Below are 19135 nucleotides of genomic sequence, written 5' to 3'. Positions count from 1 at the left end.
GCCGGTGGGATGCCGCCCCGCCACTGCCGCTGCTTTCAGATTTCGTCGATCATCCCGGCCAGCGTATCGAGACAGGCATGCGCCAGCGTCTTGCAGCGTTCGGGCGACCATGCGCGCTGTGCGTCTGGATTGGGATCATGATCCTTGAACGGCATTTCCAGCGTCATCGAAACCGCGCCGAAACGTTCGGCAAGCTGGTTGGTCGACAGGGCCGGATTGGCTTTGCCGGGCGCCGATTTCGGATAGCCCTTTTCGGTCTGGAAATCGCGCGTCGCCTTTTCCAGCCGCCGGCCATATTCGTAATATTTCTCGCCCAGCGCGTCGGTCCAGCTTGGAATGCCTTCGAACCCGGCAAGGAAATTCGCCGGGATCGCTTCATCGCCATGCACGTCCATCGCGAAATCGACGCCGGTTTCGTCCATCCGTTTCAGCGTCAGGAAGACTTCGGGGCTGCGTTCCATCGACGGCGCATGCCATTCGCGGTTCAGGTTTACCCCGATGGCGTTGGTGCGCAGATGCCCGCGATAGCTGCCGTCTGGGTTCATGTTGGGGATGATATGGAACGTGGCTTTTTCACGCAGCGTCCGTGCTGTTTCGTCCGTCGCATCGGTCAGTTTCTCAAGCGCGCCTTCCATCCACCATTCGGCCATCGTTTCGCCGGGATGCTGGCGGGCATAGAGCCACACCTGTTTCGGACCATCGCCCAGCGTCAGGTAATCGAGCGAGCGCCCGTCGAGCGTCTTGCCCAGTTCGCGGTGCGACACCCCCGGCCGCGCCGCCATGTCGGCGACAAGCTGGTTGTGCCGTTCGACCGTGTACGGCGCGAAATAGGCGAACCAGACGAGGTCGCTGTCGACCTCGCACGTAAAGCTCAGCGCGCCATCGCCATATTCGGTATCGACCGTCACCCAGTCCTGCCGGTCGGTGCTCATCCGCGCCGAATAGCCGGGCCAGCCGCCCGGATAGGCCGAATTGCCCGCATTCACGATGCGCAGCGTCAGCTGGCGACCCTTCGCGCCGGCGACGCGAAAGTAGAACCACTGGTAAAAATCAGAATCCTTGTCCTTCACGATTTCCAGATCGATCCGGTCGCCATTGGACCCGACCGTGCGAATATTTCCGCCGTCAAAGGCGGCGTTGATTTCGATACTCATTTGACCGTGATAGTAATTCCGGACTCGCCGGGGAAGTTCTTGAACAGCGCACCGGCCAGCCGCTGGGCGATTTCGGCCGACTGGCTGCCTTCCTCGCCGCTGATCGTCTGGGTGATCGCACGGCCTTCCCAGACCACGGTATCATCGCTGCGCCGACGAAGCTGAACGGCCAGTTCGGTCCCGATCACCTGCCGCGCGCCGCCGCCCAGTCCCACCGACGCGCCGCCGCCAACGCCGACATTGCGGCCGAACGATCCGCCGCCGATGCCGATGCGGAAGGGCGATTGCTTTTCGATCACGCCCATCGGTGCGCGCGTCAGCGACAGGCCCGCGACATAGCCCGCCGATTCGGCATCGGTGGCGTTCGGGAAATCAAGCTGGACAAGTTGCGCGCGCACGGCGTCGGAAAAGGCCGCATATTCCGGGCTGATCGTATCGTTGGTCTTCAGCGGTTCGACCGTGAAGCTCATCCGCTCGATCGGCGCGTCGAGGTGATAGCGTGTGGCATCCACCGGTGCGCGGCCGGTGGTGGCGCATGCCGACAGCGAAAGTGCCGCGACGCCCGAAAGAAACAAACTGAAACGCTTCATACCCGTATCTCCCAAACCCTGTTTGCGGCCTTATGGCAGAATGATCGGACGGGCGGAATGGGTTCCGGTTGACTGCGGGTTGACTCATGGGGAGGGCAGCCCTAGGTGAGCGCCTTCGAATTTTCCGCACAAGCAGCTATTGAAACGGGATCGATCCATGAAGATCGTGAATTCACTGAAGTCGCTCAAAAACCGGCATCGCGACAATCGCGTGATCCGCCGTCGCGGGCGCACCTATGTCATCAACAAGACGGTTCGCAAGTTCAAGGCCCGCCAGGGCTGAACGTACGTGGCGGGACGACGCGCCGCCGTTATCTTCGATATCGGCAACGTCCTGTTCCACTGGGACCCGCGCTATCTGTACGAGCGCCTGATCAGCGATGATCGGGCGCTCGATGCGTTCCTGCGCGATGTCGTCACGCATGAATGGCATTTTCAGCATGATGCCGGTCGCCCCTTCGCCGAGACCTCGGCGGAGCTTGCTGGCCGATATCCCGAACATGCCGACCTGATCGCCGCGTGGGGACCACGCTTCAATGAAAGCATCGGCGGCCCTGTGGCGGGGATGCACGAGATTGTGCGCGCGCTTGGCGAAGCGGGCGTGCCGATCTTTGCCCTGACCAATTTTTCCGGCGAATTCTTCCCGCCGTTCCGCGCCGAATGGGAAAGCCTGTTCACGCATTTCCGCGATATCGTCGTGTCGGGCGACGAACGGCTGGTAAAGCCCGATCCCGCGATCTACCGGCTGGCGATCGACCGCTTCGGTGTCGATCCGGCGCAGACGATCTTCGTCGACGACAACCCCGCCAACGTCGCCGCCGCGCGTGATGAGGGAATCGATGCGGTCCACTTCACCGACGCCACCACCTTCCGCGCCAAACTCGTCAAAAGTGGCCTGCTCGCCACCTAGTGGCGGAAACGACCGGCCTGAAGCCGGCGAAAAAAGCATTGGCACTTGCATTCCGCAGAATGCTGGTACATGGTTTGCCCGTCGCGAAAAACGACTGCTCGGCCGGCAATTCCGGATTGTGAGCGGTCGCGTGTACGTCGAATGCGTGTGGTGCGCAGTCGGCCAGCGTCTCCGAAACGATTGGAGCGCTGAAAATGCCAAGAAAAATTGCAATTATCGGTGCCGGACTCGGTGGTCTTACGCTGGCCCGTGTCCTTTACCTGCACGGTATAGTCCCGGAAATATACGAAGCTGAGGCGGGACCCGACGCGAGAGCGCAGGGCGGCTTGCTCGACATTCATGCCGAGACCGGTCAGCGCGCGCTTGAGGCCGCAAATCTGTTGGAGGCGTTCAACGCATTGGTCCGCACCGGAGAGGATGCGAAGCGCATCGCCGATCGTTACGGGCGGGTACTGCTCGATATACCGGGAAACGCGCATTCATCCCGACCGGAGGTGGATCGGGGCGAACTCAGGGCTATGCTGATACATTCGCTTCCATCGGGCACAATTCGCTGGTGCAGTAAATTGGCGTCTGTCGCGTGGGATGGTGGCCGGCACATCGCTACCTTCGCCGATCACACAAAGGTCGCTGCCGATCTGATTGTGGGGGCGGACGGCGCATGGTCGAAAGTTCGCCCGATGTTGTCGCACGCCCGGCCAGAATATTCGGGCACCTGTTTCGTTGAGATCGCAATCGGTGGCGGGGACGGACGCCATTCTGAATTGATTGAAGGGATCGGCAAAGGCACGTTCATCGCTGCCGCGCCCGGTAGAGGCATCATGATGCATCGGTATCCGGACGGCACCGCTCGCGGTTATGCCGCGCTGAACAAATGCCAACAATGGATGGACTCGCTTGTTGCCGAAGAGCCGCCTTTACGGCTTGCCCGGCTCGCGCGCGAATTCGAAGAATGGTCGCCGATGCTGATCCGGTTCATCACCCAAAGCGATGCCGATCCGGTGGTCAGGCCCATCCATGCGCTGCCTGTCGATCATCGGTGGGGCCGCGTTCCCGGCATCACGCTGATCGGCGATGCGGCGCATCTTATGTCGCCCTTCGCAGGTGAAGGTGCGAATCTTGCGATGTACGATGGCGCACGGCTGGCTCGCGCTCTGGTCAGGCATGGCACGAATATCGAAACCGCGCTCGCGGACTATGAAAAAGAACTTTTCGCGCGAAGTTATAATTTCGCCGAGACATCCTCCCGCAATCTGGAGCGGTTTTTCGGGGAAACCGCTCCGGAGAGCACCATCGAACTGTTCGGTGGCCGACCGTCGCGGAACGAGCACGCTAAAGATTCCGATTGATGGAGGCCGGGGGGGCGTCGCCTTACAATGCCTTACCCCTCATAATCCTTCAATTCGGTGCCGAGCAGGCGAACGACGTGCAGGACGTTGGTCGAACCTGGCGTGCCGAAGGGCACCCCCGCGCACAGGACTACCCCGTCACCGGCGTCTGCGATCTTGTGGCGCAGCGCCATGCGCTTCGATTTGGCCACCATCTCCTCAAACGAGGCGACATCCTTGGTATATACCGCATGGACGCCCCATAGCAGGCCCAGACGCCGTGCGGTTTCCTTTTTCGGGGTCAGCACCATGATCGGCACCGACGGGCGTTCGCGCGCGATCCGGCGTGCGGTCGAACCTGAACTGGTGAAGCAGATGATGGCGCGCGCCGACACGGTGCCCGCGATATTCTTCGCCGCTTCGGCCAGCGCGTCGGCGGTCGTGGGATCGGGCCGGGTGACGGTGAAATGGACACGCTCGCCATGTGCGGGGTCGCGCTCGACGGCCGCGGCGATCGAATCCATCATCGCCACCGCTTCTTCTGGCCAGTCGCCCGCCGCGCTTTCCGCCGACAGCATGATCGCGTCGGCGCCGTCATATACCGCGGTCGCGACGTCAGACACTTCGGCGCGCGTGGGCGAGGGCGACTGGATCATCGATTCGAGCATTTGCGTCGCGACGATCACCGGGCGACCCATCCGCCGTGCGGTCTCGACAATCTGCTTTTGCAGCGGGGGCACCGATTGCGGCGGCAACTCGACGCCCAGATCGCCGCGCGCCACCATCACGCCGTCGCATTGTTCGACGATTTCCACAAGCCGCGCCACCGCGCTCGGCTTTTCGATCTTGGCAAGGAGAGCGGCGCGCCCCTCGATCAGCTTGCGCGCCTCCGCGATATCCTCGGGCCGCTGGACGAACGACAGCGCGATCCAGTCGGCCCCCTGATCGAGCGCGAAGCCCAGGTCGCTGCGGTCCTTTTCGGTTAGCGCGGCCATCGGCAGCACGACATCGGGCACGTTCAGCCCCTTGGCATTGGACAGGGTGCCGCCGACCTCCACCCTGGTGGTGATGGTGTCCTCGCCATGGCCGGTGACGCGAAGCACCATCTTGCCATCGTCGAGCAGCAGCCGGGCATCGTCCTCAATTGCGGCGAAGATTTCGGGATGCGGAAGCTGGACCCGGTTTTCATCCCCCGGCGCGGAATCGCGGTCGAGCGTGAAGGTCGCGCCTTTTTCCAGCTTCACCCTGCCATCGGCGAACTTGCCCACCCGCAGCTTGGGTCCTTGAAGGTCGGCAAGGATCGTCGTCGGACGACCCAGCTTCATCTCAAGATCGCGGATCGCCTTGAACAATGGAATTTTCGATTGCTGGTCGCCATGGCTCATATTGATGCGAAAGGCATCGGCACCGGCCAGGAAGAGCTTCTCGATCATCTCCGGGCTGCTGCTCGCCGGACCCAGCGTCGCCAGGACGCGGACCTTGCGGGTGCGGGGGGGAAGAAACTTCATCATGATGGGGGAGGATCCTCGGCTTGTCCGCGCGTCGCTCTATCCCATATCTGCGCACAATCAACCGTGGAGGGAAGAATGGCCGATCTCAATTCGATCGATGACAGGGTGGCGGCGGAAGCGTTCCGGCGGCTGGTGCGGCATTTGCGGCACCGCAAGGATGCGCAGAATGTCGACCTGATGGGGCTGGCCGGTTTCTGCCGCAACTGCCTGTCGGACTGGATTCGCGAAGCCAGCGAGAAACAGGGCGAGTCGCTGGGCAAGGATGAGGCGCGGGAGATTATCTATGGCATGCCCTATGCCGAGTGGAAGGAAAAGCATCAGAGCGAGGCGAGCGCCGAGCAGTTGCAGCGCATGCAGGAAAGCGTGAAGCTGAACCGCAGCGACGCCGATCTGGACGAGGCGCTCGAAGAAACCTTCCCGGCGAGCGACCCGCCATCGATGACCGAACCGCGCTGATCCGATTCGGGCCGTTGCCCTTCGCGGGCGATGGCCCTAGACGCGCTCGCTCAGCATCTGTGGAGCAAGACATGAGCGATATTATCGCCGCCGACCAGCTGCGCCTGTTCATCGAGCGCATCGAACGGCTGGAAGAAGAGAAAAAGGGCATCGCCGACGACATCAAGGACGTCTATAACGAAGCCAAGTCGAACGGCTTCGACATCAAGACGATGCGGTCGATCGTCCGTCTTCGCAAGATGGAGAAGCATCACCGCGAAGAAGCCGAGATGCTGCTTGAAACCTACAAGCAGGCGCTCGGCATCGAATAGCCAGGCATAGGAGGCGCACGATGATCCTGACGACCACTCCCACCATACAGGGGCGCGAGATCACCCGCTATCACGGCGTGGTGACGGGCGAGGTGATCATCGGCGCCAACATCTTTCGCGATCTGTTCGCGGGCATCCGCGATATCGTCGGCGGCCGGTCGGGCAGCTATGAAAAGGCGCTTGGCGGTGCGCGCGAGGAAGCGTTCGAGGAACTGTCGCGCAGGGCGAAGGACCTTGGCGGCAACGCCGTCGTCGGCATCGACCTTGATTACGAAGTGATCGGCGAAAAGGGTTCGATGCTGATGGTGTCGGTTTCCGGCACTGCGGTTACGGTGAGCTAGGTTCACCGCCTAAGTCTGGACGCCGGGCCGGAAATCCATTCGCATTGCCGATCGCGGGCACCGGCGTTAACAGGTTCGACAACGGGACTCCGATCCTTCGGGGTTCCCAAAAAGTACCACTTTTTGGGGTTCAAATGGCAGGCCATTCCAAATTCAAGAATATCATGCACCGCAAGGGCGCGCAGGATAAGAAGCGCTCGGCGATGTTTTCCAAGCTCTCGCGCGAAATTACCGTCGCAGCGAAGATGGGCGCGCCCGATCCCGACATGAACCCGCGCCTGCGCCTCGCCATCAACGCCGCCAAGGCGCAGTCGATGCCCAAGGACAATATCCAGCGCGCGATCGACAAGGCGATCGGCGGCGATACCGAGGCTTACGAAGAGATCCGCTATGAAGGGTTCGGCCCCGGCGGTGTGTCGCTGATCGTCGAGGCCCTGACCGACAATCGCAACCGCACCGCGACCAATGTGCGCACCGCCATCACCAAGAATGGCGGCAATATGGGGACCGCCGGTTCGGTCAGCCACGGGTTCGACCGGATGGGCCTGATCACCTATCCGGCAAGCGCGGGGGATGAGGAAAAGGTGCTCGAAGCCGCGCTGGAAGCGGGCGCGGACGATATCCAGTCGAGCGAGGACGGGCACGAGATATGGACTGAGGCCGACGCGCTGCATGAAGTGTCGAGCGCGCTGGAAAAGTCGCTGGGCGAAGCCGAAAGCGCGAAACTCGCCTGGCGCCCGCAGGTCACCGTCGCGGTCGAGGAAGGCGATGCCCAGACGCTGTTCAAGCTGATCGACGCGCTTGACGATGACGACGACGTCCAGACGGTGTGGGGCAATTACGAAGTCTCCGACGAGGTGATGGAGAAGCTGGGTTGATCATCCTTCCCTTCGCGGGAAGCATATGATTATCCTTGGCCTCGACCCCGGTCTTGGCACGACCGGCTGGGGCGTGATCCGGGCCGAGGGCAACCGGCTGTCGCACCTTGGCAACGGCCATCTGAAGACCGATGCGAAGGAGGCGCTGCCGCGACGGCTGTCGCATCTGGACGCGATGGTTGCCGCGATCATGGCCGATCATGATCCGGACGCTGTCGCGGTCGAGGAGGTCTTCGTCAATTCCAACCCGCAATCGACGCTGAAGCTGGGTCAGGCGCGCGGCGTCGTCATCTGCGCCGCGGCGCGCGGCGGCATGGATGTCGGCGAATATGCCGCGCGCCTCGTCAAGAAATCGGTGGTCGGCGTCGGCAATGCCGAAAAGCCGCAGGTCCACGCGATGATCAAGCGGCTTCTGCCGGGCGTCCGGATCGCCGGCGCGGACGCGGCCGACGCGCTTGCCGTCGCGATCTGCCATGCGCATCACCTTGCCAGCGCCCAGCTTCGGCCCTGACGCGGCCAACCTGCGGACAAGCCAATGTCCTGCCCGCACATGCTGATCAATAATTGACCTCAAGTGAGAAGAGGACACTGCGCGGTGCCGCATAAAAGGCCTGCCCCCATATCAGGCTGTTGAGATATTTATGGTCGGTGACGTTGCGCACATTCACCCGCGCGCGGACATGGTCGACCACGTCGATGGCTGCGGTCATATCGACGATTGCATAGCCTTTTTGGCGAATGACGACATCGCCGTCGACACCGCCATACGCCTGGACGCTGCTGTCGGTGGAGGTGATATCGTTCTGCCAGCGCATCTGGGCACCAATCTGAAAGTTGCGCAGGTCGGGAACAGTATAGGTGCTTGCCAGCTTGAACGATTTCGTCGGCAGATAGGTACGCGTGTCCGCACCATTCTGGTCCTCGATATCCAGCCCCGTATAGCCGCCGCTCAGCGTCCAGTTGTCTGTAATGCGTCCGGCAACTTCGACCTCGAAGCCCTTTGAGGTGGTGTCGACCCCGGTGTAATAGCTGTCGCCATTGTCCAGGATGCCGGCATATTCAGCCAGCCCTTTCTGCTTTGCGCGGAACAGCGCGGCGGTGGCGTACAGGTGACCGTTCAGCCATTCGGTTTTGACGCCGCCTTCGATGCTGCTGCCTTTGGCCGGATCGAGCCGCTGGCGGTTGATGTCCACCTCGCTCTGCGGATTGAAGATGTTGGTGTAGCTGCCATAGAGCGAAATATGGCGGGTCAGGTCGAAGACCAGTCCGGCATAGGGGCTGACCTTGCTGGCGTCACGGCCGGCATCGACACCGTAGGATTCGCCGCTGGTAGTGAGCCACATCGCACTTGCGCCCACCACCGCCTTCAGTCTGTCGGTGAAATTCAGATGCGCTGCGCCATAGAGCCGGGTCAGCTTGTCGGTTGTGTCCGCTTGCGGCGTGGCTTCGGGAAAACCGGGTTCAGCGATGGTGAAATCATCAAGGCCCGGAATTCCGGGATAGGTGATTGCATCGCTCGAAAATGCCTCGGCTTCCGTATAGTCGCGCCGCGCCGTCGAAAAGCCGAAGGAAAGTTCGTGTTCGCGCCCGAACAGCGTGAACGGACCAGACGCGTACAGGTCGCCGATATACTGATCTTCCGTGTCGGGGTAGCGGCCTGCCATGCCTGCAATACCCTGATGCGTTTCGCGATCGGGATAGCCATAGGCATAAAGCAAAACGCCTTCGCGATCCTTGTGATTATAGGTGAAGACGCCGCGTGCGGACCATCCGCCGGGAAGCGTATAGGCCAATTCGGCAAAGGCGCTTTGGGTGGTGTGATTCCAGTAGGTCCATGGGGCCGACGTGGAGGCGGAGCTGGGATAATCGATCCGCGTGCCGTCGGTATAAAGCAGCGGAAGCGCCCCCCACAAATTACCTTCGACGTTGTTTTCCTGCCGCGAATAGCCTGCAGTCGCCTTCAACTCTGGCGTGATTTTCCACGACAGCAGCGCGCCATACACTTCGCGATCAGTCTTCCGGTAGTCGAGATAGGAATCCTGCTTTTCGTGCGCGTAGATCAGTCGCGCCGCTACCTTGCCCTGCGAATCGAGCGGAACATTCACATCAGCGTCGACGCGGCGGTCGTCCCATGATCCGATCTGACCGGAAAGCGACAGATGAAAATCGTCGGTGGGCCGCTTTCGGACATAGTTGATGGTCGCTGAAGGATTGCCGACCCCGGTCATCAGCGCATTCGCCCCGCGCACCACCTGCACCTGATCAAACAGGGTCGTGTCGAGGTCGCCGTACTGGATCGAGAAAAGCAGCGGCAGGCCGATGCCGTCGACCTGGAAATTGGTGATGTCGAAGCCGCGCGACGTGTATTCGACACGATCGGTTTCGGCGCGCTCAACCGTGACACCGACAGCCTGGTCAAGCAGGTCGTTGACATTGTTCAGCGCGAAATCGTCGATCCTTTCCCGGTTGATCGTCGTCACCGATTGCGGTGTTTCGCGCAGCGAAAGGGGAAGGCCTGTAACCGCAAAGGATTCGCTTTCGGCAACGCCGGTAACGGTAATGTCACGGCTTTGGGGCGGATTTTCCTCCGCGTCACGCGCGTTTTTGGCATGCGCGGCCAGTGGCAGCGTAAGGCTCGCAGTGGTGACGAGCAGCATCCGGATGGACGATCTCATTAGTCGATTCCCCTTCATTCTCGATTGGAATGCCCGCTAGATGCTCAGTTATTGATAGTCAATATCATTAGCAATCAGACCTTGGCGAATTTCCGACCCGACGCGGCATTGGCGCGTCCACCGATCGCAATTTTCTTCGCCGCAGCCGGGCGATGCGTTTTCTTCCCTTTTGCATAAGGGACCGTTCCGTTTATGTACCGGAGCGATGATCAAGCCAGATTTGCCATCCGTCCGCCGCCGACAGCCCTTGCGGAACCGGAGCGCCATCAACGGTGCTCCAGCCGCAATTCATCCGCTTTTCGGGCGCGGCGCATGATCGCGCATCTGAAAGGGCGGCTCGCATCAAGCGGCGTGGATCATGCGGTGATCGAGGTGAATGGCGTGGGTTATCTGGTCGGCGCGTCGGCGCGCACGCTCGATGCGCTGGGCGGCGAAGGCGAATTCGTCACGGTTCACACCGAAATGCTGGTTTCCGAAGATTCGATCCGCCTGATGGGCTTCGCCGCTGCCGAGGAGCGAGACTGGTTCCGGCTGCTCACCAGCGTTCAGGGCGTGGGCGCGCGGGTCGCGCTGGCGATCCTGTCGGTGCTTGCGCCCGACGAAATCCATTCGGCGGTGGCGAAGGGGGACAAGGCGATGGTCGCGCGCGCCAACGGCGTCGGCCCGAAACTGGCGCAACGGATCGTGAATGAACTGAAGGACAAGGTGGGCGCTGTTGCGCTTGGTTCTGGCGGCGGAACGCCTGCGCCCGTCGCGGGGGCAAGCGCCGACGCGGTGTCGGCGATGCTCAATCTGGGTTTCAAACCGGCCGAGGCGAGCGTTGCGGTAAAGGCGGCCGAAGACGAACTGGGCGATGGCGCAACGCTCGATACACTGGTGCGTCTGGCGCTCAGAAAGGCGGCGAAATGAAAACCGAGGGTCCCACCGCCGCGCTGCGCCAGACGACCCTGAAGCGGTCAGGCCGCATTGCTTGCCGATGACGGCGGATCAATCCCCAGTAACGCACGAATGCGCCAGCCATCCGCGGCCCAGTTGCGGTCGCCGTCCCGGCGCTGGGGCGGGATTTGCGGCGCGCCGTCGAGATGGGGCAGCAACTCGTTTTCCTCACGCGCGAGCCGGGCCTCCAGCAGCGATGTCATCTGCTTCGCGCCGACGCAATAGCCCGGCCATTCGGTTTCCACCCTCTGCGGGGGCCAGTTTTCCATGTGTTTTTCGAACTGGCCGTACAGCAGCAGTGTTTCGTCCGAATATCGCTTGGCAACCGCGGCGATTTTCGGATCGGGATGGCTGCGCAGACGCGAATAGACCATGCGGTCCTTCAGCGGGAGGTTGCGCAACAGGCATCGCGCCATGCGCCAGCGAACGTCGCAAATCCGGTCGCGTTCGGCCGGTTCGGGATGCGAACAAAGCTCGCGAAGCTCAGCGGAAATGGCGCGCAGCTCCGCATGGTCGGCGAAGAGGCGATCGTTCGAATACATGGGTCCTCCGTCGCACGGCCCTTATGAAGACTCAGCTTAACAGAGTGTTTGTGCCAACGGTTGTATTCTCCGAAAGCCGTATCGCATCGCTCGACAGTGTCCGCCCTCGACCGCTACGGAGCGCGGCATGACCGATGCCGAGCGTATCCTTTCCAGCCAGCGCAAGCCGGAGGATGTCGACGCCGCGCTGCGCCCGAAAAGCCTTGACGAATTTATCGGGCAGAAGGGTGCGCGCGAAAATCTGCGCGTGTTTATCGAAGCGGCGCGATCGCGCGGCGATGCGTTGGATCACGTCCTGTTTTTCGGCCCGCCGGGGCTGGGCAAGACGACATTGGCGCAGATCATGGCGCGCGAGATGGGGGTCGGCTTTCGCGCCACCTCCGGCCCGGTTATCGCAAAATCGGGCGATCTGGCTGCATTGCTGACCAATCTGGAAGACGGCGACGTCCTGTTCATCGACGAGATTCACCGGCTGGCCCCGGCTGTCGAAGAAGTGCTGTACCCGGCCATGGAGGACCGCGCGCTCGACATCATGATCGGCGAAGGGCCATCGGCGCGCAGCGTGCGGATCGATCTGCCGCGCTTCACGCTGGTCGGCGCGACGACACGGCAGGGACTGCTGACCACGCCGCTTCGCGACCGGTTCGGCATTCCGGTGCGGCTGAACTTCTATACGGTGGACGAGCTGGAACTGGTCGTGACGCGGGCTGCCCGTTTGCTCGACCTGCATGTCGCCAGCGACGGCGCGCGCGAGGTTGCGCGCCGTTCACGCGGGACGCCGCGCATCGCGGGCCGTCTGCTGCGCAGGGTGCGCGATTTCGCGAATGTCGCGGGCGCGCAGACGGTCGATGCAAAGGTTGCCGACGCTGCGCTGAACCGGCTGGAGGTCGATTCGCTTGGCCTCGACGCGATGGACCGGCGGTATCTGAACATGATCGCCGATATTTATCGCGGCGGTCCGGTGGGCGTGGAAACGATCGCGGCCGGGCTTTCCGAACCGCGTGATACGATCGAGGAAGTGATCGAACCCTATCTTATCCAGCTTGGGTTGGTGGCGCGGACGGCGCGCGGGCGCTGCCTGAATGGCCCGGCGTGGAAACATCTGGGCATTGCGCCGCCGGAAGGTGCGCAGGAGGGGCTTTTCGATCAGGATCGGCGCTGAAGGATCAGCGTATCGGGCCGATCCGCGCACGTATCAATGCGGCGACCGCAATTCCGGCGAGTATGCCGATGATGCCGCCATTCACCACATCGCCCCATTGCGTCGCGGGGAAAAGCGGATGGCCTGCCACCATCGCCGAGGACATGGTCGAAGCTCCGGTGGCGGGAAGCACCACCGACAGAAGTTTGATTCGAATCGCCATGCGCACCTTTCGCTTGCAATGTCGGAACTGGTTGCGTGCGCGGTAACCATATTCCACCTCCGTTCGGTGATATGGTGCCATGGTGCGGCGAAGCGTCTTTCGCCGTTCGTGGCGCTGGGCTAACGCAGACAATTCATGACGATGCCCGAACAGGACATGCCGACCGGCGGCCGTTTCCGCGCGCGCGAGCATCGCTTCCCGGTGCGTGTCTATTTCGAGGATACGGACCTTTCGGGCATTGTCTATCACGCCAACTATCTGCGCTATATGGAGCGTGCGCGCTCCGACATGCTGCGCCTTGCCGATATCGATCAGCGCGCGGCGTTCGAAGCGGGGGAGGGCGCCTATGCCGTGCGCGCGTTCGACCTGCGATACCGCGCGCCGGCGCGGCTCGACGACATATTGCTTGTCGTCAGCCGCCTGACAAAGGTACGCGCTGCGGCCGTTAATATTCATCACACAGTCATGCGCGACGACGAGATATTGGTTACAGGCGAGGTGGAGGTGGCGTTCGTCGCCCCTTCGGGCAGGCCGCGCCGGCAACCGACATCCTGGCTCGATGCTTTTGAACCGCTGATCTGGAAGGGGAATTGATACTCGATGAACCTGGCACTCAATACCGACGCCGCTACGCTGTCGCCCATCGCCCTGTTCCTTCAGGCGGACTGGGTGGTGAAGCTGGTAATGCTGGGGCTGCTATTCGCCAGCATCTGGACCTGGGCCATCATCCTGACCTTCCTTTTCCGGCTGGGCGGCGTGCGCAAATCGATCGACCGGTTCGAAAAGGAATATCGCGCAGCGGATGATATCGACGCATTTTACCGGATGCGCGGCGATGGAGAAACGGCGGCGGCGCGCGTATTCTCCGCCGGGGTGGCGGAGTGGCGCCGATCGACCAAGCGCAAGCCGGTCGATCGGGAAGGAACGCGCGAGCGATTGGGCACCGTCATGGGCGCTGCGGTCGCAAATGAGATCGACCAGCTTGCCGACCGGTTGAACATTCTGGCCACGGTGGGATCGGTCGCGCCGTTCGTCGGCCTGTTCGGCACGGTATGGGGCATCATGCGAAGCTTCACCGCGATCGCGGGCGAACAGAGCACGTCGCTTGCCGTCGTGGCGCCCGGCATCGCTGAAGCGCTGTTCGCGACCGCGATCGGGCTGTTCGCCGCGATCCCCGCCGTGATCGCCTATAACCGCTACAGCCATCGTATCAACGGGATCGAGGCGCGGCTGAACCGCTTTGCCGACGGTTTCCACACTACGCTCAGCCGCCAGCTCGATTCGGGGCAGTAAGCGCGATGGCGATGCAGCTTCCTTCTTCCCGGGGCCGCGGGCGGCGCACGCCGATGGCGGAGATCAACGTGACGCCGCTGGTCGACGTCATGCTGGTGCTGCTCATCATCTTCATGGTCACCGCGCCGCTGCTGACCGCGGGGGTGCAGGTGAACCTGCCCGACAGCCGCGCCAAGCCGCTCGATCAGGAAGCGAAGCCGATCCAGGTGTCGCTGGACGCCGACGGACGGATATATCTCGATGACGAGGAGGTTACCGAAGGCATCCTGCCCGATGTCCTCGACAAGCGCGTGAACGATGCCGGGGGGCAGCCGCCTCAGGTCTATCTGCGCGCCGACCGGTCGCTTGGCTATGGCAAGGTCATGCGGGTCATGGGCGAATTGAACCGCGCCGGAATGAATCGCGTCGCGCTGGTGACGACCGGCAACGACGATCGGTGAGGAAGGGCGCGCCATGAACCGGGGCGAAGCGAGCGCGATCGCCGTCGCGGCGCTCGGCCATGTCATCTTGTTCGGGCTCCTTTCGGCCGGGTTCGCGGCCGCACCGAACCCGATGGAGTTGAAATCGAAGCCGATCGACGTATCGCTGGTCGATGCCGTGGCGATCGAATCAGCCGCGCCGACCGCGATCGAACCGCCCGCGAAATCGATCGCGCCGGATACCGGCAAGCCGAGCGACGCCCCGCCCCCGGCTAGCGCAGAGGTCAGCGATCCCGCACCCGAATCGCCCGCGCCCGAAAAGGCGCCCGCCGCGAAGACATCGGACACCCCCGCGCCGGAAAAGCCGAAACCCAAACCGGCATCGGAAAAATCGGACAGCAGCAAGACCGCTTCGCACAAGGCGCCGAGCCGAAAGACCGAAAAGAGCACGCCGACCAAATCGGAAGGGAAAGCGAAGGCAAAGCCCGACAAGCCGCGTGGATCGCGGCTGGGGGATGATTTCCTGAAAGGCATTACCGACAATGGTGAGGGCAAGAGCACCAGCCCGCGTGCGGAGAAGATAAGCAATACCATCGTCGCCGGGCTTGCCGACGCCATTCAGCGGCAGGTTCAGCCCTGCGCCAACCGAATCACCAATCCGGGGCCGGGCGCTAACGAAATCACGTCGAAGCTGCGTATCCAGATGAATCGCGACGGATCGCTTGCCGCCAAGCCGCAATTGCGTGGTCAGTCGGGCGTCAACGGCGAAAACCGCCGCTATGCGCAGCGTGTTGCCGAACTGGCGATGAGCGCGTTTATCGCCTGCGCCCCCTATGACCTGCCGGCGGAATATTACGATGTCGGCGGTCAGGGGTGGAAAGATATCATTTTAAACTACAAGCTGCCCGGATGACGGGCGACATGCGGAGGATGAAGATGCAAACGCTTTTGAAGCGGATGGCGCTCGCGCTGGCCCCGATCGCGGCGCTGGCCGGGATTCAGCCCGCATCGGCGCAGGTGGAGGTCGATGTCGTCGGCGGCATTTCCGCGCCGATGCCGATCGCGGTCCCCGCAATGCCCACCTCCTCGCCGGTGAATACGGCGGCGGGCAACACTGTCGAGCTTGGCAAGCAATTGTCGCAGGTCATTACCAACGACCTGAAGAATTCGGGGCTGTTCCGACCGCTGGGGCCGGACCTGCTTCGCCCGGTGAGCTTCGATCAGGTGACGGCACCGGCGTTCAGCTATTGGAATACCACTGGCGCGCAGTCGCTGGTACAGGGCTATGTTCGCGCCAATGGCGACGGCACGCTGACTGTCGGCTGTTATCTGTATGACGTATTTGCGCAGAACGAGCTGACCCGGCAGGGATTTGTAGTGCAACCCGCCGACTGGCGGCGCGCGGCGCATAAATGCGCCGACACCGTCTATACCCGGCTGACCGGCGAGGGCCCGTATTTCGACAGCCGCATCGTCTATATTTCCGAAACCGGTCCCAAGGGCCGCCGCATCAAGCGGCTGGCGATCATGGATCAGGACGGTGCGAACCACCGCTTTCTGACCAATGGCCAGTCGATCGTGCTGACGCCGCGCTTCACGCCGAACCAGCAGACGATCGTATATATGAGCTATGAGAATGAACGGCCCAGCATTTACGCCTATGACCTGAATACGGGCCGGTCGCGCCGTCTGGTGTCGAGCGAGCATCTCGCCTTCGCCCCGCACGTATCACCTGATAATCGCTGGGTCGTCTTCACCATGTCGACGGGCGGCAATGCCGATCTGTACCGCGTGTCGATGTCGGGTGGAACGCCGCAGCGGCTGACCAGCGCGCCGGGCATCGATACCGGCGGCAGCTTTTCGCCCGACGGATCGCAAATCGTGTTCGAAAGCGACCGGTCGGGAACGCAGCAAATCTATGTGATGAATGCCGACGGGTCGAACCAGCACCGGATCAGCTTCGGCGGCGGCCGCTATGCCACCCCGGTATGGAGCCCGCGTGGCGACCTGATCGCCTTTACGAAGATAACGGGCAATTTCCGCATCGGCGTGATGAGCCCGTCGGGCGGGGGCGAGAAGATTCTGACCGAAGGATGGGGCGACGAGGGGCCGAGCTGGTCGCCCAACGGCCGTGTCATCACCTTTTTCCGCAATGCGCGCGGTGCGGGCAATGCCGAAATCTGGTCGGTCGACCTGACCGGTGTGAACGAACGGCATATCCCGACGCCGCTCGGCGGGTCGGACCCCAATTGGGGGCCGCTGCGCCCCTGATATTAAGTAAGTTTTCGTTGCGTGCGTTATAGTCCTTTGCAGCCAAGCAGGGACGTTCGATCGATAGAGGAGAAGCGATCATGGCAAATATGACGGCAAAACTGGTTATCGCCGCCGCGCTCGTGGCGACCGCGGGTTGCGCGAAAAAGCGTCCCGAAGTGCTGCCCCCCGCGCCCGAACAGGCGACCCCGACACCGACGCAGCCCGATTACGGCAACCAGAACACGGTACAGCCGGGCAGCGCGCAGGATTTCCGCCAGTCGGTGATCGGCGACACCGTTCATTTCGGTCTTGATGCCTATGACATCGATTCCGAAGCGCGCCAGATTCTCGACAGCCAGGCGCAATGGCTGATGAAATACCCCAACACCCGTATCACGATCGAAGGCCATACCGACGAACGCGGTACGCGCGAATATAACCTTGCGCTGGGAGATCGCCGCGCGACGGCGGCCGCGAACTATCTGATCGCGCGCGGGATCAGCGCGTCGCGGATCAACACGATCAGCTATGGCAAGGAACGTCCCGTCGCGATGGGGTCGGATGAACAGGCATGGGCACAGAATCGTCGCGCGGTGACCGTCGTCATCGAATAGGCTGCGCCACATCATGCGATATCGCGCCGCCGGAGCCATGATCGGCCCCGGCGGCGCTTTGCGTTTACGATGGCGCGATTCCTGTTGACCGCAACCCAAACCGATATAAATATGATATCATCTTTATGGAGGTTGCGATGGTTGATTCGATTGCCCGTCCCAATGCGCTGCGCACGTCGGCGGAGAAGAAGGCCGCGACGGCGAACGGCTATGCCATGCTGTTGCTGGGCGTTGTATGTATCGCACTCGTTATCGTGGGCGTGACGCTGGTCACGCGGCTTGACTGGCTGGGGGCGCTGCTGATCCTGATCGGGGCGGGCGGCGCGGTTTTCATCGCGCTGGGATTTTACCTGCTGCAGCCCAACCAGGCGGCGGCGATCCTGTTGTTCGGCGATTATCGCGGCACCGACCGCAGCACCGGGCTGCGCTGGGTCTGGCCGTGGATGACGCGCAAGACGGTATCGGTACGCGTGTACAACACCACGTCGGAACGGTTGAAGGTCAACGATCTTCGCGGCAACCCGATCGAGATCGCTTCAAACGTCGTGTGGCGCGTTTCCGATACCGCGCAGGCGCTGTTCGATGTCGATGATTACAAGCAGTTCGTGAACATCCAGATCGAAAGCGCGGTGCGGGTTATCGGTTCGCGCTACCCCTATGACGATTTCCAGCATGAGGAAAAAACGCTTCGCAACGATGCCGGCCATGTCAGCGACGAACTGCGCGACGAATTGCAGGACCGCGTAGCGGTGGCGGGCATTTATATCGACGAATGCCGATTGACCCATCTCGCCTATGCGCAGGAGATCGCTCAGGCGATGCTGCGCCGTCAGCAGGCAGAGGCGGTGATCGCCGCGCGTCAGGCGCTGGTGGAGGGAGCGGTCACGATGGTCGAAACCGCGCTGGAGCAGCTATCGGCGAAGAATGTCGTTGAACTGGACGACGAACGCCGCGCCGCTATGGTATCCAACCTGATGGTGGTGCTGTGTTCGGAACGCGATACCCAGCCGGTGGTCAATACGGGCACGCTGTACCAATAGGATTTCCACCTTGGCCAAGCCTTCCAAAAAGGCGTTTCCGCTGCGTCTCGATCCCGCGCTTCACGGCGCGATCGAACGGGCGGCGGCGAGCGACCTGAGAAGCATCAATGCCGAAATCGAATGCCTGCTTCGCGAAGCGCTTCAGCGGCGCGGGGTGAAGCTGTCCGAACCGGTGCGCCCGAAACGCGGGCGCCCGCCCAAAAACCCGCAAGGAGACGAATCATGATGACGGCGATAGTGGCGAAGCGTGCGCATGTGGCGCGGCTGGTGGCGCTTTCGGCGGCAGCGCTGTCGGTCGGTCTGGCGGTGCTGCTGACATGAGCATCGAGGACAATGTGGAGCAGGTTCGCCGTTCCTAGCATTACAGTTGCAATTTGGTTTTGAGGTGAGCCCGTTTTGCTGCGGCTTGATGAGCTCGCCTTCAGCATGACCAGGCGATGATGCAGGCAGGCTCGATCTGGCGTTGAGCGAGTTTGACGGCGATGCGCCGGACCTCCTGAACGGACCAGCGGATCAACTC

General features: G+C 62.2%; 24 protein-coding genes. 18 read left to right on the top strand and 6 right to left on the bottom strand.

The genetic code is table 11. The features are described from left to right. Positions 1-35 precede the first annotated feature (35 nt). Together KY084_RS15140 and KY084_RS15135 are read right to left on the bottom strand one after the other, a co-directional pair. Entirely contained in the window at positions 36-1154 is a 1119-nt protein-coding gene (locus KY084_RS15140) for a M14 family metallopeptidase (protein WP_219239319.1), read from the bottom strand. Then, the gene (locus KY084_RS15135; RefSeq protein ID WP_219239318.1) at positions 1151-1744 is read right to left on the bottom strand and encodes a DUF4136 domain-containing protein; all 594 of its coding nucleotides are present in this window, start codon (positions 1742-1744) and stop codon (positions 1151-1153) included. Before KY084_RS15135 ends, KY084_RS15140 begins: the two co-directional genes overlap by 4 nt. A gap of 157 nt (positions 1745-1901) precedes the next feature. On the opposite strand from KY084_RS15135, the gene ykgO reads away from it, so the two are divergent. The 3 genes from ykgO to KY084_RS15120 all read left to right on the top strand — a co-directional run bounded on the left by ykgO (position 1902) and on the right by KY084_RS15120 (position 4003). After that, complete coding sequence (gene ykgO / locus KY084_RS15130) at positions 1902-2027, top strand: type B 50S ribosomal protein L36 (RefSeq protein ID WP_133496623.1); 126 nt, start codon at positions 1902-1904, stop codon at positions 2025-2027. A 6-nt stretch (positions 2028-2033) separates the two neighbouring features. Next, a complete protein-coding gene (locus tag KY084_RS15125) occupies positions 2034-2654 on the top strand; it encodes an HAD family hydrolase (protein WP_219239317.1) in 621 nt (206 codons plus the stop codon). Positions 2655-2848: 194 nt separating this feature from the next. Then, the gene (locus tag KY084_RS15120) at positions 2849-4003 is read left to right on the top strand and encodes an FAD-dependent oxidoreductase (protein WP_219239316.1); all 1155 of its coding nucleotides are present in this window, start codon (positions 2849-2851) and stop codon (positions 4001-4003) included. A gap of 32 nt (positions 4004-4035) precedes the next feature. Here the strand turns inward: KY084_RS15120 and pyk are convergent, their stop codons facing one another. Next, positions 4036-5493 (bottom strand): pyruvate kinase, encoded by a 1458-nt coding sequence (gene pyk / locus KY084_RS15115; RefSeq protein WP_219239315.1) that lies wholly within the window; start codon positions 5491-5493, stop codon positions 4036-4038. 75 nt (positions 5494-5568) lie between these two features. Here pyk and KY084_RS15110 point away from each other — a divergent pair, with 75 nt between their 5' ends. The 5 genes from KY084_RS15110 (at position 5569) to ruvC (ending at position 7990) form a co-directional block, all read left to right on the top strand. Continuing rightward, a complete protein-coding gene (locus tag KY084_RS15110; RefSeq protein ID WP_219239314.1) occupies positions 5569-5949 on the top strand; it encodes a DUF1244 domain-containing protein in 381 nt (126 codons plus the stop codon). Positions 5950-6020: 71 nt separating this feature from the next. Further along, a complete protein-coding gene (locus KY084_RS15105) occupies positions 6021-6260 on the top strand; it encodes a DUF2312 domain-containing protein (RefSeq protein WP_219239313.1) in 240 nt (79 codons plus the stop codon). A gap of 20 nt (positions 6261-6280) precedes the next feature. Next, on the top strand, positions 6281-6601 hold the full coding sequence (locus KY084_RS15100; RefSeq protein WP_219239312.1) for a heavy metal-binding domain-containing protein: 321 nt from the start codon (positions 6281-6283) through the stop codon (positions 6599-6601). A gap of 134 nt (positions 6602-6735) precedes the next feature. After that, positions 6736-7479, top strand: coding sequence for a YebC/PmpR family DNA-binding transcriptional regulator (locus tag KY084_RS15095; protein ID WP_219239311.1), 744 nt, complete (start codon positions 6736-6738; stop codon positions 7477-7479). 25 nt (positions 7480-7504) lie between these two features. Continuing rightward, the gene (gene ruvC / locus KY084_RS15090; RefSeq protein WP_219239310.1) at positions 7505-7990 is read left to right on the top strand and encodes a crossover junction endodeoxyribonuclease RuvC; all 486 of its coding nucleotides are present in this window, start codon (positions 7505-7507) and stop codon (positions 7988-7990) included. Positions 7991-8036: 46 nt separating this feature from the next. Here ruvC and KY084_RS15085 read toward each other — a convergent pair whose 3' ends face one another. Further along, positions 8037-10154, bottom strand: coding sequence for a TonB-dependent siderophore receptor (locus KY084_RS15085; protein ID WP_219239309.1), 2118 nt, complete (start codon positions 10152-10154; stop codon positions 8037-8039). A 312-nt stretch (positions 10155-10466) separates the two neighbouring features. Between KY084_RS15085 and ruvA the strand changes: the two genes are divergently transcribed. After that, positions 10467-11063, top strand: a complete 597-nt coding sequence (ruvA, locus tag KY084_RS15080) for a Holliday junction branch migration protein RuvA (RefSeq protein ID WP_219239308.1) — start codon at positions 10467-10469, stop codon at positions 11061-11063. A 47-nt stretch (positions 11064-11110) separates the two neighbouring features. Here the strand turns inward: ruvA and KY084_RS15075 are convergent, their stop codons facing one another. After that, entirely contained in the window at positions 11111-11632 is a 522-nt protein-coding gene (locus KY084_RS15075) for a hemerythrin domain-containing protein (protein WP_219239307.1), read from the bottom strand. A 127-nt stretch (positions 11633-11759) separates the two neighbouring features. Between KY084_RS15075 and ruvB the strand changes: the two genes are divergently transcribed. Continuing rightward, the gene (gene ruvB / locus KY084_RS15070) at positions 11760-12794 is read left to right on the top strand and encodes a Holliday junction branch migration DNA helicase RuvB (protein ID WP_219239306.1); all 1035 of its coding nucleotides are present in this window, start codon (positions 11760-11762) and stop codon (positions 12792-12794) included. A 4-nt stretch (positions 12795-12798) separates the two neighbouring features. Here the strand turns inward: ruvB and KY084_RS15065 are convergent, their stop codons facing one another. Beyond that, positions 12799-12996: a hypothetical protein gene (locus tag KY084_RS15065; RefSeq protein ID WP_219239305.1), complete on the bottom strand. Its 198-nt coding sequence runs from the start codon at positions 12994-12996 to the stop codon at positions 12799-12801. Between the two features lie 135 nt (positions 12997-13131). Here KY084_RS15065 and ybgC point away from each other — a divergent pair, with 135 nt between their 5' ends. From ybgC to KY084_RS15025, 8 genes are all read left to right on the top strand, one after another. Next, on the top strand, positions 13132-13590 hold the full coding sequence (gene ybgC, locus KY084_RS15060) for a tol-pal system-associated acyl-CoA thioesterase (RefSeq protein ID WP_219239304.1): 459 nt from the start codon (positions 13132-13134) through the stop codon (positions 13588-13590). A 6-nt stretch (positions 13591-13596) separates the two neighbouring features. Beyond that, a complete protein-coding gene (tolQ, locus tag KY084_RS15055) occupies positions 13597-14289 on the top strand; it encodes a protein TolQ (RefSeq protein ID WP_219239303.1) in 693 nt (230 codons plus the stop codon). A 5-nt stretch (positions 14290-14294) separates the two neighbouring features. Beyond that, positions 14295-14729, top strand: coding sequence for a protein TolR (gene tolR, locus KY084_RS15050; RefSeq protein WP_219239302.1), 435 nt, complete (start codon positions 14295-14297; stop codon positions 14727-14729). Positions 14730-14742: 13 nt separating this feature from the next. Beyond that, positions 14743-15621: a cell envelope biogenesis protein TolA gene (locus KY084_RS15045; protein ID WP_219239301.1), complete on the top strand. Its 879-nt coding sequence runs from the start codon at positions 14743-14745 to the stop codon at positions 15619-15621. Positions 15622-15638: 17 nt separating this feature from the next. Continuing rightward, positions 15639-16979 (top strand): Tol-Pal system beta propeller repeat protein TolB, encoded by a 1341-nt coding sequence (gene tolB / locus KY084_RS15040; RefSeq protein ID WP_219239300.1) that lies wholly within the window; start codon positions 15639-15641, stop codon positions 16977-16979. Between the two features lie 80 nt (positions 16980-17059). Then, the gene (gene pal, locus KY084_RS15035; protein WP_219239299.1) at positions 17060-17575 is read left to right on the top strand and encodes a peptidoglycan-associated lipoprotein Pal; all 516 of its coding nucleotides are present in this window, start codon (positions 17060-17062) and stop codon (positions 17573-17575) included. 137 nt (positions 17576-17712) lie between these two features. Then, positions 17713-18615, top strand: coding sequence for an SPFH domain-containing protein (locus KY084_RS15030; RefSeq protein ID WP_219239298.1), 903 nt, complete (start codon positions 17713-17715; stop codon positions 18613-18615). 10 nt (positions 18616-18625) lie between these two features. Continuing rightward, positions 18626-18841 carry a type II toxin-antitoxin system antitoxin gene (locus KY084_RS15025; protein ID WP_219239297.1) on the top strand — a complete coding sequence of 72 codons (216 nt, stop codon included), beginning with the start codon at positions 18626-18628 and terminating at the stop codon, positions 18839-18841. The last annotated feature ends 294 nt before the right edge of the window (positions 18842-19135 follow it).

The organism is Stakelama flava (assembly GCF_019351405.1).
In the GTDB taxonomy this organism is placed as follows: domain Bacteria; phylum Pseudomonadota; class Alphaproteobacteria; order Sphingomonadales; family Sphingomonadaceae; genus Sphingomonas; species Sphingomonas flava_A.
Note: the sequence above shows the minus strand (reverse complement) of the source record. Positions and strands in the feature narration are given on the sequence as shown.

Coding starts and splice junctions, on each gene's coding strand:
- KY084_RS15140 (WP_219239319.1), bottom strand. CDS start 1,154: ATGAGTATCGAAATCAACGCCGCCTTTGACGGCGGAAATATTCGCACG.
- KY084_RS15135 (WP_219239318.1), bottom strand. CDS start 1,744: ATGAAGCGTTTCAGTTTGTTTCTTTCGGGCGTCGCGGCACTTTCGCTG.
- ykgO (WP_133496623.1), top strand. CDS start 1,902: ATGAAGATCGTGAATTCACTGAAGTCGCTCAAAAACCGGCATCGCGAC.
- KY084_RS15120 (WP_219239316.1), top strand. CDS start 2,849: ATGCCAAGAAAAATTGCAATTATCGGTGCCGGACTCGGTGGTCTTACG.
- pyk (WP_219239315.1), bottom strand. CDS start 5,493: ATGATGAAGTTTCTTCCCCCCCGCACCCGCAAGGTCCGCGTCCTGGCG.
- KY084_RS15110 (WP_219239314.1), top strand. CDS start 5,569: ATGGCCGATCTCAATTCGATCGATGACAGGGTGGCGGCGGAAGCGTTC.
- KY084_RS15105 (WP_219239313.1), top strand. CDS start 6,021: ATGAGCGATATTATCGCCGCCGACCAGCTGCGCCTGTTCATCGAGCGC.
- KY084_RS15100 (WP_219239312.1), top strand. CDS start 6,281: ATGATCCTGACGACCACTCCCACCATACAGGGGCGCGAGATCACCCGC.
- KY084_RS15095 (WP_219239311.1), top strand. CDS start 6,736: ATGGCAGGCCATTCCAAATTCAAGAATATCATGCACCGCAAGGGCGCG.
- ruvC (WP_219239310.1), top strand. CDS start 7,505: ATGATTATCCTTGGCCTCGACCCCGGTCTTGGCACGACCGGCTGGGGC.
- KY084_RS15085 (WP_219239309.1), bottom strand. CDS start 10,154: ATGAGATCGTCCATCCGGATGCTGCTCGTCACCACTGCGAGCCTTACG.
- ruvA (WP_219239308.1), top strand. CDS start 10,467: ATGATCGCGCATCTGAAAGGGCGGCTCGCATCAAGCGGCGTGGATCAT.
- KY084_RS15075 (WP_219239307.1), bottom strand. CDS start 11,632: ATGTATTCGAACGATCGCCTCTTCGCCGACCATGCGGAGCTGCGCGCC.
- ruvB (WP_219239306.1), top strand. CDS start 11,760: ATGACCGATGCCGAGCGTATCCTTTCCAGCCAGCGCAAGCCGGAGGAT.
- KY084_RS15065 (WP_219239305.1), bottom strand. CDS start 12,996: ATGGCGATTCGAATCAAACTTCTGTCGGTGGTGCTTCCCGCCACCGGA.
- ybgC (WP_219239304.1), top strand. CDS start 13,132: ATGACGATGCCCGAACAGGACATGCCGACCGGCGGCCGTTTCCGCGCG.
- tolQ (WP_219239303.1), top strand. CDS start 13,597: ATGAACCTGGCACTCAATACCGACGCCGCTACGCTGTCGCCCATCGCC.
- tolR (WP_219239302.1), top strand. CDS start 14,295: ATGGCGATGCAGCTTCCTTCTTCCCGGGGCCGCGGGCGGCGCACGCCG.
- KY084_RS15045 (WP_219239301.1), top strand. CDS start 14,743: ATGAACCGGGGCGAAGCGAGCGCGATCGCCGTCGCGGCGCTCGGCCAT.
- tolB (WP_219239300.1), top strand. CDS start 15,639: ATGAAGATGCAAACGCTTTTGAAGCGGATGGCGCTCGCGCTGGCCCCG.
- pal (WP_219239299.1), top strand. CDS start 17,060: ATGGCAAATATGACGGCAAAACTGGTTATCGCCGCCGCGCTCGTGGCG.
- KY084_RS15030 (WP_219239298.1), top strand. CDS start 17,713: ATGGTTGATTCGATTGCCCGTCCCAATGCGCTGCGCACGTCGGCGGAG.